The organism is Rhodanobacter thiooxydans, from assembly GCF_021545845.1.
Classification (GTDB): domain Bacteria; phylum Pseudomonadota; class Gammaproteobacteria; order Xanthomonadales; family Rhodanobacteraceae; genus Rhodanobacter.
Map to the genome: position 1 here is coordinate 2,771,575 of NZ_CP088923.1, position 13,436 is coordinate 2,785,010.

At 69.1% G+C, this 13,436-nt stretch carries 12 protein-coding genes; 6 read left to right on the top strand and 6 right to left on the bottom strand.

Annotation, left to right across the window (positions count from 1 at the left end):
- Window positions 1-2: 2 nt before the first annotated feature.
- The 3 genes from LRK53_RS12515 (at window position 3) to LRK53_RS12525 (ending at window position 2,677) form a co-directional block, all read left to right on the top strand.
- A complete protein-coding gene (locus tag LRK53_RS12515; protein WP_235642210.1) occupies window positions 3-377 on the top strand; it encodes a carboxymuconolactone decarboxylase family protein in 375 nt (124 codons plus the stop codon).
- Window positions 378-692: 315 nt separating this feature from the next.
- Complete coding sequence (locus tag LRK53_RS12520; protein WP_027491876.1) at window positions 693-2,198, top strand: AlkA N-terminal domain-containing protein; 1,506 nt, start codon at window positions 693-695, stop codon at window positions 2,196-2,198.
- A complete protein-coding gene (locus LRK53_RS12525; RefSeq protein ID WP_027491875.1) occupies window positions 2,195-2,677 on the top strand; it encodes a methylated-DNA--[protein]-cysteine S-methyltransferase in 483 nt (160 codons plus the stop codon). The genes LRK53_RS12520 and LRK53_RS12525 overlap by 4 nt, the downstream gene beginning before the upstream one ends.
- Window positions 2,678-2,832: 155 nt before the next feature.
- Here the strand turns inward: LRK53_RS12525 and LRK53_RS12530 are convergent, their stop codons facing one another.
- Complete coding sequence (locus tag LRK53_RS12530; RefSeq protein WP_027491874.1) at window positions 2,833-3,243, bottom strand: hypothetical protein; 411 nt, start codon at window positions 3,241-3,243, stop codon at window positions 2,833-2,835.
- 51 nt (window positions 3,244-3,294) lie between these two features.
- Between LRK53_RS12530 and LRK53_RS12535 the strand changes: the two genes are divergently transcribed.
- Complete coding sequence (locus LRK53_RS12535; RefSeq protein WP_027491873.1) at window positions 3,295-4,578, top strand: alkaline phosphatase family protein; 1,284 nt, start codon at window positions 3,295-3,297, stop codon at window positions 4,576-4,578.
- A gap of 87 nt (window positions 4,579-4,665) precedes the next feature.
- Here LRK53_RS12535 and LRK53_RS12540 read toward each other — a convergent pair whose 3' ends face one another.
- From LRK53_RS12540 to LRK53_RS12555, 4 genes are all read right to left on the bottom strand, one after another.
- Window positions 4,666-5,913 carry an MFS transporter gene (locus LRK53_RS12540; protein ID WP_027491872.1) on the bottom strand — a complete coding sequence of 416 codons (1,248 nt, stop codon included), beginning with the start codon at window positions 5,911-5,913 and terminating at the stop codon, window positions 4,666-4,668.
- A gap of 80 nt (window positions 5,914-5,993) precedes the next feature.
- Window positions 5,994-6,257, bottom strand: a complete 264-nt coding sequence (locus LRK53_RS12545) for a hypothetical protein (protein ID WP_235642212.1) — start codon at window positions 6,255-6,257, stop codon at window positions 5,994-5,996.
- A gap of 379 nt (window positions 6,258-6,636) precedes the next feature.
- The gene (locus LRK53_RS12550) at window positions 6,637-7,041 is read right to left on the bottom strand and encodes a DoxX family protein (protein WP_027491871.1); all 405 of its coding nucleotides are present in this window, start codon (window positions 7,039-7,041) and stop codon (window positions 6,637-6,639) included.
- Window positions 7,042-7,194: 153 nt separating this feature from the next.
- Complete coding sequence (locus LRK53_RS12555; RefSeq protein ID WP_027491870.1) at window positions 7,195-8,625, bottom strand: formimidoylglutamate deiminase; 1,431 nt, start codon at window positions 8,623-8,625, stop codon at window positions 7,195-7,197.
- 93 nt (window positions 8,626-8,718) lie between these two features.
- Here LRK53_RS12555 and LRK53_RS12560 point away from each other — a divergent pair, with 93 nt between their 5' ends.
- A complete protein-coding gene (locus LRK53_RS12560; protein WP_027491869.1) occupies window positions 8,719-10,278 on the top strand; it encodes a bifunctional GNAT family N-acetyltransferase/carbon-nitrogen hydrolase family protein in 1,560 nt (519 codons plus the stop codon).
- Between the two features lie 954 nt (window positions 10,279-11,232).
- Window positions 11,233-12,495 carry an imidazolonepropionase gene (hutI, locus tag LRK53_RS12565; RefSeq protein ID WP_235642214.1) on the top strand — a complete coding sequence of 421 codons (1,263 nt, stop codon included), beginning with the start codon at window positions 11,233-11,235 and terminating at the stop codon, window positions 12,493-12,495.
- Here the strand turns inward: hutI and lpxK are convergent.
- Window positions 12,432-13,433: a tetraacyldisaccharide 4'-kinase gene (gene lpxK / locus LRK53_RS12570; RefSeq protein WP_235642224.1), complete on the bottom strand. Its 1,002-nt coding sequence runs from the start codon at window positions 13,431-13,433 to the stop codon at window positions 12,432-12,434. The two genes, hutI and lpxK, sit on opposite strands and share 64 nt — an antisense overlap.
- Window positions 13,434-13,436: the final 3 nt, after the last annotated feature.

Below are 13,436 nucleotides of genomic sequence, written 5' to 3' on the forward strand. Positions count from 1 at the left end.
GCGTGGATACGCGGCTGATCGATCTGGTCTACCTGCGGGTAAGCCAGATCAATGGCTGCGCATACTGCCTGGACCTGCATGCACGGGCCCTGATCAAGGAGGGGGTGGCCGGCGAGAAACTTGCACTGCTCCAGGCCTGGCGCGAAGCCGGCGAGCTGTTCGACGTGGAAGAAAGAGCAGCCGTCGCCTGGGCCGAGTCGGCAACGCAAGTGGCGCGAACGGGTGTGCCCGACGACGACTTCCAGAGGGCGGCCGAAGTACTCGGCGAGAAGGAACTGGTCGACCTGACCATCGCCATCGGCCTGATGAATGCCTACAACCGGCTCGCGATAAGTTTTCGCAGGCCACCTGAAGCAGCCCGCATGGCGGGCGATTGATCGACTCGCGCCGCGGGAGTCCGGCACGACCGACGCAAGTCATGGTGAAGGTTGTCCGGCAAACACCAGGACCGAGATACCCGCGCGGATCCGGACACGGTTGCGCCGTACGTAGTGTGGGCCGGCGCGCCGTACGAGCACCTGATGGCGCGGTCAAGCAAGGCACTGCAGCGAAGCACGCGCGACGCTTGCGTGGATCGCCCACGCGAACTGATGTCCTGGCCGTTGAAACCGCCGCCCTGACCGGCCCGTTCGCGCAACATGGATGTCCGAAAACGGCGAGTCACGCCGTCGCCGTGGTGCTAGCCTGCACCCATGAAAGAACCGCCTGCCCTGCCCGCCCCGCATGTCTGCGAACAGGCGCGACTCAGCCGCGACGCGCGCTTCGACGGGCTGTTCTTCACCGCGGTGAGCAGCACCGGCATCTATTGCCGGCCGGTATGCCCGGCGCCGACACCGAAGCGCGAGAACGTGCATTACTACGCGAACGCGGCTGCCGCGGAAGCGGCCGGCTTCCGGCCGTGCCTGCGTTGCCGGCCGGAACTGGCGCCGGGCAACGAACAGTGGCAGCGCGGCGACCATGTGGTGGCGCGCGCGTTGAAGCTGATCGAGGCCGGCGCGCTGGCGGAACAGTCGCTGGACGCACTGGCCGCACGCGTCGGCATCGGTGCGCGGCAACTGCGCCGGCTGTTCGTCGAGCGCGTCGGCGCAGCGCCGATCAGCGTGCACACGACGCGGCGGCTGCTGTTCGCGAAACAACTGCTGACGGAAACGGCGCTGCCGGTGACGGAAGTCGCGCTCGCGTCCGGCTTCCGCAGCCTGCGCCGCTTCAACGCGGCGTTCGCGCAGGCGAACCGCATCGCGCCGCGCGAGCTGCGTCGGCACCCGCACGCAGCGGCCGGTACGGCGCTGCTGCTGCGGCTCGGCTACCGGCCGCCGTACGATTTTCCGAGGCTGCTCGCGTTCCTGCGCACGCGCGCGCTGCCGGGCGTGGAACTTGTCGACGAGCGCAGCTATGCGCGCGTGTTCGGTCCGGCGGATGCACCGGGCTGGTTGCGCCTGAGCGCGTGGCCCGGTGGCGAACATGCGCTGCAGCTGCAACTGCATTGTCCGCAGCCGACGCGGCTGCTCGGCGTGGTGACGACGCTGCGGCGCATGTTCGACCTGGACGCGAACCCGCAGGCGATCACGGACACGTTCGGCCGCGACGCCGTGCTCGGCCCGCTGGTCGCCCGCCACCCCGGCCTGCGCCTGCCCGGCGGCTGGGACGGTTTCGAGATCGCGGTGCGCGCGATCCTCGGCCAGCAAGTCAGCGTGGCGGCGGCGCGCACGCTGGCGACACGCATCGTGCAACGCTGGGGTGAGCCGTTGCCGGCGGCGCCGCTGCCGGGACTGGAGCGGTTGTTCCCGACGCCGGCAGCGCTGGCGCAGGCGGACCTGCGCGAGATCGGCCTGACCGCGGCGCGCGCCGCGACGGTCAGCACCATGGCGCAGGCGCTGCTGGACGGCCGCGTGGATTTCAGCGCGGGGCAATCGCTGGATGCGTTCGTGTCGCGCTGGGTCGTGCTGCCCGGCATCGGCGAATGGACGGCGCACTACATCGCGATGCGCGCGCTGGGCGCGCCGGACGCGTTCCCGGCGGCGGACCTGATCCTGCGCCGCGAGGCGGCGACGGATGCTGTGCCGCTCAGCACGAAAGCGCTGACCGCGTGTGCGAACGCGTGGCGCCCGTGGCGCGCGTACGCCGTCATCCATCTGTGGCGCAGTGCATCGGAAGCACCGTCGCCGGCACGCCGGGAAAAACCAGAGGCGATCGCATGACGAACCTGCCCGACACGATCTACTACGACGAAATGACCAGCCCGGTCGGCACGCTGCGCCTGGTCGCGGACAGCCACGGCCTGCGCGAGATCTGGTTCGAGCGCGAACGCCATCCGAAGCAGGCGCATCCGGGCTGGGCCCGCGCAGCCGCACCGCTGAAGTTCGCCCGCGTGCAGCTGCAGGAATACTTCGCCGGTGAGCGCCAGCACTTCGAACTGCCGCTGCATCCCGTCGGCACGCCGTTCCAGCTGGAGGTGTGGCACGAACTGGGGCGGATTCCGTACGGCGCCACCATCAGCTACGGCGAACTGGCCCGGCGCATCGACAAGCCGCTGGCGGTGCGCGCGGTCGGCGCCGCGAACGGGCGCAACCCGCTGCCGATCGTGCTGCCGTGCCATCGGGTGATCGGCGCGAACGGCAGCCTCACCGGCTTCGGCGGCGGCCTGCCGACGAAGCGTTACCTGCTGGACCTGGAATAGCGCATCGCGCACGGCGACCTGTTCGGCTGACGCGCGACGCTTGCCGCTTCCTGCAGGGCGGGCACTACCCGCCAGCTCTTGCCTTCTCGTTGTGTTGTCGCGACAAGGCGAAAGCGGCAGGCACTGCCCGCCCTACGCGATGGTTTGGTTGAACGTCAGCCGCCGCTGCGCGCGACTGCCGGCAGTGCCTGCGGCACCACCCGGGGCAGGTTCGACGTATCGCGCTCACGGTCGAGCAGATCCTGTTGCCGGGCGCGATCGCGCTCGCGTTGCGCCTGGTCGGCCTGATCGAGTCGCCGGCGGCCGCGTGCGTCCGCCGGGAGCTTCGCCTTGTCCGACACGCCCTGGCGAAGCTGCTGCTGCAGCTGGCTCTTCTGCAATTCGTCGCGCACGTGCTGCTGTTGCGCGTCCTGCTGGAAGCGCACGCTCGGCGGCACCGGCCGGATCACCGGCTGCGTGCCGGACTGCTGCCAGGCACACGCGGCGCCCAGCGGAGCGAGCGCGAGTACACCCACCAACAGCGTGCGTAGAAACGGGGGGTGCCAGGCGGGATGTGAAATGGTCATGATGGTGCGCAATCATGCAGGATGGTTTGAGCACATCGTAAGGTTCCCTGCATGAAAATCCTGTTTCGCCTGCTGCTGTGTTCACTGGCAGCATTAAGCTACGGCTGTGCCACGCAACGCCCCACCACGCCGGCAGTCACCCTCGCCGCGCCGGCCAGCAAACCCGCCCCCCTGCTGCTGATCTCGATCGACGGCTACCGTCATGACTATCTGCAGCGCGGGCTCAGCCCGACTCTGGCGATGCTGGCGCAAGGCGGCGTGCAAGCCGCCTCGATGCAACCGGCGTTCCCTTCGCTGACGTTCCCGAACCACTACACCCTCGTCACCGGCCTCACCCCGGACCATCACGGCGTGGTCAACAACACCATGTTCGATCCGCGACTGGGCAAGTTCTCGCTGGGCAACCGCGAGGCGGTCAGCAACGGCCGCTGGTGGGCCGAAGGCACGCCGATCTGGGAAACGGCGGACCGGCACGGCGTGCGCACCGCCACCATGTTCTGGCCCGGCTCGGAGGCGGACATCCACGGCCATCATCCGGATTACTGGAAGCCGTTCGACGGCAGCGTGACCGCCGACCAGCGGGTGGACCAGGTGCTGGCGTGGCTGGACCTGCCGGATGCCGAACGGCCCGGCTTCCTCACCCTGTACTTCGACGAGGTCGATCACGCCGGCCATGTCTACGGCCCGGACACGACGCAGGTGAACACCGCGCTGCGCGGCACCGACGCGGCGCTGGCCCGGCTGGTGGACGGCCTGAAGCAACGCGGCCTGTTCGACCACATCAACCTGATCGTGTTGTCCGACCACGGCATGGCCGGCGTGCCGGAAGCGAACAGCGTGATGATCGACGAACTGGTCCCGCTCGACCAGGTGCAGATGGTCAACATGGGCATCCTGGCCGGCTTCAACCCGACGTCGGACAGCGCCGCGGCGCGCGCGGACTTCGCGAAGGTCGAACAGACCCTGGAGCAGCCGCACCCGCACATGCAGTGCTGGGACAAGACCCGCGTGCCGGCGCGGCTGGCCTACGGCAGGAATCCACGCGTGCCGCAGCTGCTGTGCCTGGCGAACGTGCACTGGCGCATCACCACCAGCGATTACGCGGCCAAGCGCAAGGGCCGACTGAGCCTGGGCGAGCACGGCTACGACAATACCGAACCGCTGATGCAGGCGCTGTTCGTGGCGTACGGCCCCGCGTTCCGCGTCGGCGCAAAGCTGCCGGCATTTCCGAACGTGGATGTCTACCCGCTGATGACCCACCTGCTCGGCCTGCCCGCCGCCGCGAACGACGGCGACTACGAGGCGGTGAAGGGCATGCTCAAGGCCGGGATTTGAGATTCGGGATTCGGGATTCGGAAGAGCACCGCATCGCCAGCTTCGGCTTTTCCGAATCCCGAATCCCCAACTTCCGAATCCCGGCTCCTACGGCATCGCGCCCCGGCTCATCGGCGTGGGCGGCGTCGCCACGTTCACCAGTGGCGGCAGGCGGAACAGTCGCAGCGCGATCAGCAAGCCGGCCAGCACCAGCGCGCCGGTGAACAACGCCACGCCGTTCCAGCCGTGCGATGCATAGAACAACCCTCCACTGGCGCCGGCGATGCTGGAACCCATGTAGTAGCAGAACAGGTAGACCGACGCGGCCTGCGCCTTCGCCGTGCCGGCGCGCCGGCCGACCCAGCTGCTGACGATGGAGTGGCCGCCGAAGAAGCCGAACGTGATCGCCACGATACCCAGCATGACCAGCGGCAGCGGCCGCGCCACAGTTAGTGCCACGCCGGCCAGCATCAGCGCGAACGCCGTCCACAACACCTTGCGCCGCCCGAGCTTGCCCGCCAGGTGCCCCATCCACGCTGAGCTGAACGTGCCGATCAGATAGATGGCGAAGATCGACCCCACCACCGCCTGGCTCAGCCCGTACGGCGGCGCCATCAGCCGGTAGCCGAGGTAGTTGTAGACGGTGACGAACGCGCCGAGCAGCAGGAAGCCCTCGACGAACAGCCACGGCAGGCCGCGGTCGCGGAACATGCCGGCGAAGCGCCCCAGCAAGCTGCGCCAGCGCAGCGGCCGTGCCGTGAAATGCCGCGACGGCGGCAACAAGCGCCAGAACACCAGCGCGGCCACCACGCCGATCACGCCGACCACCGCCACGCCGATGCGCCAGCCGAAGAAGTCGGCCAGCACGCCGCTGATCAGCCGCCCGCCCATGCCACCGACCGCGCTGCCACTGATGTACAGGCCCATGCCCAGGCCGATCGACTCCGCGTCCATCTCTTCGCCGAGATACGTCATCGCCACCGCCGGCAGGCCGCTCAGGGTCAGCCCGAGCAGCGTGCGCACCACGAGCAGCGAGCCCCAGGTCGGCATCGCCGCGCTGGCCAGCACCAGCAGCGCCGAGGCCAGCAGCGAGGCCACCATCACCGACTTGCGCCCCAGCGCGTCGGACACGCCGCCGGCGAACAGCATCGCGAACGCCAGCACGCCAGTCGTGAGCGACAGCGACAGCGCCGCCCCCGCCTCGCTCACCCCATAGTCGTGACTGAACTGCGGCATCAGCGGCTGCACGCAGTACAGCAGCCCGAAGGTGGCCAGCCCCGCCGCGAACAGCGCGAGGTTGGTGCGGCGGAACGCGGGCGTGCCGTGGTGGACAAGCCCGTCTGCAGGATCGGTCATCGGCTCGCTTTTCAATCCGGAGCACGCGACGCCCCGACCCCGCCGAGTGTAGCTCGCGCCGGTGCCCCAGCCTTGCCGGGCTAGGCGGCTTGCGGCGAACGGCGCCGAACCCCGCGGGCGAAGAACGCCACGATCAGGCCGAACAGGCACATCGCCAGCAGGTTCTCGACGAACGAGAGCGCGGTGAAATGCGGCTTCGCCGCCGCGGACAGCGGCACCACCACGTACTCCATCACCACGAACACCACCACCCCATAAAGCAGGCCGGCAGTGATCCAGCGCCGGCCCAGCCAGGCCATCCGCCCGGCGGCGAACACGAAGATCGCCGCAATCAGCAGCGACATCGCCCACTGCAGCAGCAGGCCCAGCGCCGCGACCGGCAGGCCGCCCTGGAACGCGGCCCGGCCGAGCAGGCCGCTAGCGATCGCACGCAGGATGACGAGCGGGTCGACCCGGTGATCAGCGCCGCGGCAAGGACGTCGAGCGAACCGGCGACGAGGCTGCGGTTGAGCACATAGGTGAGCGTGAAGAACAGCGCCGAGACCAGCGCCAATCCCACCGCGGCAGGAGCATTCGTACGCATGCGGTGCATCGGGGAAAGCGCCGAGTGTGGCAAATCGCGCCGCGCCTGCGAAGCATCCGGGCGAGCACCACGGAGCGAAGACGAAACGCCCGCCGTTGCAGGCGGGCGTTCCGGTCAAACGATGGCGGACGAAAGCCCGCTCAGTTCCAGCGGCCGTTGCTGCCGCCGAAGCTGTAGCGGCCCGCGCCGAGCAGCATGATCGCCAGCGCGGTGCCGAGGAACATGCCCTGCAGTTCCAGCGCCCAGCCGCCGGTGTCGGCCAGCGTGGCGAGCTGGCCCATATGCACCAGCCCGATCGCGAACAGCATGTTGACCACGATGATCAGCGCACCGACCCGCGTCCAGTACCCGACCAGCAGCAGCAGCGGCGCCACCACCTCGCCCACGTACGCGCCGTAGGCTACGAACGACGGCAGGCCGGCCCCGGTCACCACGCCGAGGACATAGCCTGGCCCGTGGATCAGCTTGGACACCCCATGGAACAGGATCAGCACACCCAGCGTGATGCGAAGCACCAACTTGCCCAGATCGGCGGAACCTTGCATGGCAACTCCCCCATTGGCTGACTCGTTGAGAAAATCAGACGCCGCTCAGACACGCCGACCATCGCCGCGAAAGTCCACTGGCAGGCGATGCCTCGGACGGGAAATCGGAAAGGAATACCCGCCCCCAGGCTCCTGCCGATGAACCGGCCCGGATCAACGCAGTCGTGATACTACACCACGATAACGCGCCGCAATACGTTCCTCGTCGCGATGGCGGAAACCGCGCACCTGCCAGCGCCCGCCGACCATCACGTCGCGCACCAGCGGCGTATTGCCGGCGAACAGCAAGCTGTCCAGCGCCGAGCGCGCATCGCGTGCGGCCAGCAGCGGCGAACCATCGTCCAGCACGATCAGGTCGGCGCGCGCGTCGACACGCAGTTCGCCGAGCGGTCGCCCCGCGGCCCGGGCGCCGCCGCGCAGCGCGGCGCGCCACAGCGTCTCGCCCACGCTGTCGCCCGGCTGCCGCGCGGCGATGTTGCGGTGGCGCGTGGCCAGGCGCTGGCCGTATTCCAGCCAGCGCAGTTCTTCCACCGGCGAGATCGAGATGTGCGAATCCGAGCCGATGCCGAGCGTGCCGCCGGCATCGAGATAGTCGGCCAGCGGGAACAGGCCGTCGCCCAGGTTCGCCTCGGTGGTCGGGCACAGCCCGGCCACCGCGCCGCTGTGCGCCAGCTGCGCGGTTTCCGCCGCAGTCAGGTGGGTGGCATGGACCAGGCACCAGCGCGCGTCGACCGCGGCGTGATCGAACAGCCATTCCACCGGCCGCGCGCCGCGGGTGGCCAGGCAGTCCTGCACTTCGCCGACCTGCTCGGCGATATGGATGTGAATCGGCCCGCTGGCCGCCAGCTCGCTGGTCAGCACCTCGCGCAGCGCCGGCTCCGGCACCGCGCGCAGCGAATGCAGCGCGATGCCCACGCTCACCTCGTCGCTCTGCTGCCGGCGCAGCGTTTCCAGCAGGCGCAGCCAGGCATCGACGGCGTGGCCGAAGCGGCGCTGGCGCGCACTCAGCGCACGGCCGTCGAAACCGCCGCTCATGTACAGCACCGGCAGCAGGGTCAGGCCGATGCCGGCCTCGCGCGCCGCCTCGATCAGCGCCAGCGACATCGCCTCCGGCGGCGCATACGGCGTGCCATCCGGCTGGTGGTGCAGGTAGTGGAACTCGCAGACGCTGGTGTAGCCGGCCTTGAGCATCTCCACGTAGAGCTGGGCGGCGATCGCCTGCAGTTCGTCCGGGCCGATCGTGGCGGCGAACGCGTACATCGTCTCGCGCCAGCTCCAGAAGTTGTCCTCGCTTTTTTGAGGAGTGCGGCCAGGGACGGCCGCTTTTTGATCTTCGCGATCAGGGAAGATCGCACCAGCATGTCCGCGTCGCTCGGCCAAGCCGGCCATCGCGCGCTGGAACGCGTGCGAATGCAGGTTCGGCATGCCCGGCAGCACCCAGCGACCCAACGTCTCGGCGGGCGCGCCGGTCGGCGCCAGCAGGCGCCCGTCGGCGGCCACGCCGAATACCGCATCGGCCTGCCAGCCATGCGCCTGCCACAGGTGGTCGGCCTTGAACTGGGCAATGGCGGCGCTGTCACTCATCGGTCTGGCTCCCGTGCACGATGCGCGCAGTGTAACCGGCCCCGTGAAGTCCCTTTCACCTGCGCCCGCGACCGGGCCGGGCATAATCGAGCGATGACCCGGAAGACCAGCGAAAACACCCCGAAACTGCGGCTGCGCCTGGCCACTCCAGCCGACGTGCCAGCCCTGGTCGAGCTCACTGCGCGGATCTACACGCCCGAATGGGGCCATTCCGCCGAGATGCTGCGTTCACAGCAGACGCACTTCCCGGAAGGCCAGTTCGTGGTCGAGTACGAAGGCGCGATCGTGGGCTACTGCGCCACCTTCCGCATCGACGAGGCCGCCGCGCTCAGCACCCACACCTGGATGCAGATCACCGCCGGCGGCATGGCCTCGCGGCACAAGCCGGACGGCAACTGGCTGTATGGCATGGAAGTGGTGGTGCACCCGGCCTACCGCGGCATACGCATCGGCCAGCGGCTGTACCGCGCGCGCAAGCGGCTGTGCGTCGACCTCAAGCTGCGCGGCATCGTGTTCGGCGGGCGCATCCCGGGGCTGGCGCGGAACATGGCGCGCTACGGCAGCGCCGAGGCCTACGTGCAGGCCGTGGTGGAAGGCAGGCGCCGCGATCAGACGCTGAGCTTCCAGCTGGCCAACGATTTCGAGGTGATCGGCGTGCTGCGCGCCTATGTGCCGTCCGACCACGAATCGCTGGGCTACGCCGTGCACCTGGCCTGGCGCAACCCGCAACTGCTCGACCAGCCCGACATCCCGTCGATCACCTCGGCGCGGCTGCTGCCCGACTCGGTGCGGGTGGCTTCGGTGCAGTACCAGCAGCGGCGGATCAAGTCGTTCGAGGAATTCGCCACCCAGGTCGAGTATTTCACCGACATCGCCGCCGACTACAGCGCCGACTTCGTCGCCTTCCCCGAACTGATCACCTTGCAGCTGCTGTCGATCGAGAACACCGAACTGTCGCCGGTGGAGTCGATCCGCAAGCTGAGCCAGTACACGCCGCAGGTGAAGGAACTGTTCAGCCGTCTGGCCGTCCATTACAACATCAACATCATCGCTGGCACGCACCCCACCGAGCAGGCCAACGGCGACATCCACAACGTCTGCTACGTGTGCCTGCGCGACGGTTCCATCCACGAGCGCGAGAAGCTGCACCCCACGCCGAGCGAGCGCAACGTGTGGAACATCACCGGTGGCGACAGCGCAGCTACGGTGCAGACCGACTGTGGCCCGATCGGGGTGATGATCTGCTACGATACCGAGTTCCCCGAGGTCGCACGCTACCTGATCGACCAGGGCGCGCTGATCCTGTTCGTGCCGTTCTGCACCGACGTGCGCGAGGGCTACCTGCGCGTGCGCTACTGCGCACAGGCGCGGGCAATCGAGAACCAGTGCTACGTGGTGCTGTCGGGCAACGTGGGCAACCTGCCGGGCGTCAACAACTTCGACATCCAGTACGGCCAGAGCTGCATCCTCACGCCGAGCGACTTTCCGTTCGCGCGCGACGGCATCGCCGCCGATTCCACGCCGAACATCGAGACCGTACTGTTCGCCGACCTGCGCCTGGAGAGCCTGGCCAGCGCGCGCAACGCTGGCGCCGTGCAGAACCTCAAGGATCGCCGCTTCGACCTGTACGAGACGCGCTGGCGGCCGCGCTGACCGGTCGTGCTCACTGTAGGAGCGCACTTTGTGCGCGATGCTCTTGCTTTGTTTCGAGGCGAGAGTCTTTAGAAGCAAGAGCTTTCGTGCGCCTTCGGCGCCCGAGTCACTTTCTCTTTGCGTGGCCACGCGTACGCAGGATGCGTGCGCGAACAGCGAAGCTGGCCCGAAGGGCGAAGGGCAGGATGTCCGGAGTAAAGAGAAAGTAACCCAAGAGAAAGGCCACCCCGCTTACGCGGCTTGCGGGCATCGGGCAACCGCTCCCTGCGTTGCCTCCACTCCGGCATCCATGCCGTCGCCTGTGCTGGCGAAAAACTGGCCGGCATCCATGCCAGCCACCCTGCGGGCTTTCCTTCGCCCGCCCGCCGCTGCAGAGGGGACCCCGGGGTAAAGCAGCGCGCATCCTGCGCGCACTCTTCAGAAGAGCCAGATCAAGAGCAGAGCAGCAGCAAGGCGATGCCTTGCTGCTGCTTCGGCCTTCCGCTTTTCCACCGAGTGCGGGCCAGGATGGCCCGCTGCTCTACCCGGGGTCCCTTGCGCGGCGGTGAGTCGGGGTCGACAGGCCGCGCAGCGGGAACCGACAGGATGTCGGTTCCTTTTCGACAGCACATGGATGTTCTGTCGAAAAGCCCGGCCCCGGCTCACGGACTTGCCGGGCATGGCGAGGGCATGGATGCCCGAGTGGAGGCAACGCAGGAGCAGTTGCCCGAGCCCGGCAAGCGCCAAGCGGGGTGCCCCTCTCTTTGGTTACTTTCTCTCGGGCAAGCGAGAGAAAGTGACTCGCGCGCCGAAGGCGCACGAAAGCTCTTGACTCTGAAGCCCTCCCGCGCAGCACACAAGCCAAAGCATCACCCGCGAGCGGGCTCCTACAGGTGGATATGCGGTCTGCGATAATCGCGCCCTGACCGCAGGCTCCTTGCGATCATCCCACCACCCACGCGGAACCGGCACGCCATGAACGAACCACGCTGGGATCGACTGCTGATCAATGCCACCCTGGCCACGTTCGCCGGCGACGCGCCCTACGGCCTGATCGAACAAGGCGCGATCGCGCTGCACCACGGCCGCATCGCCTGGGTCGGCCGGCAGGGCGATCTGCCGGACGCCCCGGCCGCACTCGCCGAGAAAGTGGAATCGCTGGATGGCGCGCTGGTCACGCCGGGGCTGGTCGACTGCCACACGCATCTGGTGTTCGGCGGCGACCGCGCACACGAGTTCGAGCTGCGCCTGAACGGCGCCAGCTACGAGGACATCGCCCGCGCCGGCGGCGGCATCGTTTCCAGCGTCAACGCCACCCGCGACGCCAGCGAGGAGCAGCTGTTCGCGCAATCGCTGCCGCGCGCCCGCGCGCTGCTGGCGGACGGCGTGACCACGCTGGAGATCAAGTCCGGCTACGGACTGGAGCTGGACAGCGAGCGTCGCATGCTGCGCGTGGCGCGGCGGCTCGGCCGCGAGCTGGGCATCACGGTGCGCACCAGCTTCCTCGGCCTGCATGCGCTGCCGCCGGAATACCGCGAGCGGCGCGACGACTACGTGGCGCTGGTCGCAGACGGCATGCTGCCCGCGCTCGCCGCCGAAGGCCTGGTCGACGCGGTCGATGCATTCTGCGAAGGCATCGGCTTCAGCCGCGAGGAAACCCGCCGCGTGTTCGAGCGCGCGACGCAACTCGGCCTGCCGGTGAAGCTGCACGCGGAGCAATTGTCCGATCATGGCGGCGCCGCCCTGACCGCCGAATTCGGCGGGCTGTCGGCCGACCACCTGGAGCACCTGAGCGCAGCCGGCATCGCCGCCATGGCGCAGGCCGGCACCGTCGCGGTGCTGCTGCCCGGCGCGTTCTACGCGCTGCGCGAGACGCAACTGCCGCCGGTCGCGGCGCTGCGCGAACGGCGTGTACCGATCGCGATCGCCACCGACTGCAACCCCGGCACCTCGCCGCTGCTGTCGCTGCGGCTGGCTGCCGGCATGGCCTGCACGCTGTTCCGGCTCACTCCGGAAGAAGCACTGCGTGGGGTGACCATCAACGCCGCCCGCGCCCTGGGGCTGCACGATCGGGGCACGCTGGCGGCGGGCCAGCGCGCCGACCTGGTGGCGTGGAACGTGCGCCAGCCGGGCGAGCTGTGCTACTGGATCGGCGGCAGCCTGGCGCGCCGGGTCTACGTGGCAGGCGAACCCGTTTTGCGGCACAAACCGTCCAGCTGTTCGAGCAACACCGCGTAAAACGCGTCCGGCAGCTGCGCCTGCACCGGCACCCGCCACCAGTTCGGCCGGGCGAAACGGCGGCACTTGACCGCATCCTTGTCGGTCATCAGCAGCGGCAGGCCATCGCCGAAATCCAGCTCGGCCGCGACGAAATCGTGATGGTCGGCGAACGCATGGCCGATCACCTCGATGCCGTGCCCGCGCAGGCTGTCGAAGAAGCGCCGTGGATTGCCGATCGCCGCCACCGCGTGCACGCGCTGGCCGGCAAAGCCCGCCAGTGCCTGCGTGCGGCTGCCGTCCAACGCCATCGCCTCGCCGCCGTGCAGCTGCATCGGATACTCGCCGGCTTCGGCCGCGCCGCCGTTGCACACGCGCAGGTCGACACGGCGCAGCCGGTCCAGCGGCTCGCGCAGCGGCCCGGCCGGCAGCAGCCGGCGGTTGCCGAAACGGCGCACGCCGTCGATCACGCAGACCTCCACGTCGCGCGCCAGGCGGTAATGCTGCAGGCCGTCGTCGGCGATCAGCACGTCGCAGCCGGCATCCAGCAGCAGCTGCGCCGCTGCGGGGCGGTCGCGCCCCACCGCCACCGGCACGCCGCCGGCGCGGATCAGGCAGGGTTCGTCGCCGACCTGCGCCGGGTCGGGCGCGTCGCCGAGCAGCAGCGGTTCGCGCTGACTGCCGCCGTAGCCGCGGCTGATCACGCCGGGCCGGCAACCGCGCTCGCGCAGGGCGCGGGCCAGCACGATCGTCAGCGGCGTCTTGCCGGTGCCGCCCACCGTGAGGTTGCCGATGACCACCACCGGCACCGGCAGACGCACGCTGTGCAACCAGCCGCGCCGGTAGAGCGCGCCGCGCAGGCGGATCACGCCGCCGTACAGCGCTGCCAGCGGCGCCGTCCACCATGGGGCACGGCCGTTGCCGTACCAGGCCGATTCGAGCGTGTCGATCAGCGCCATGGA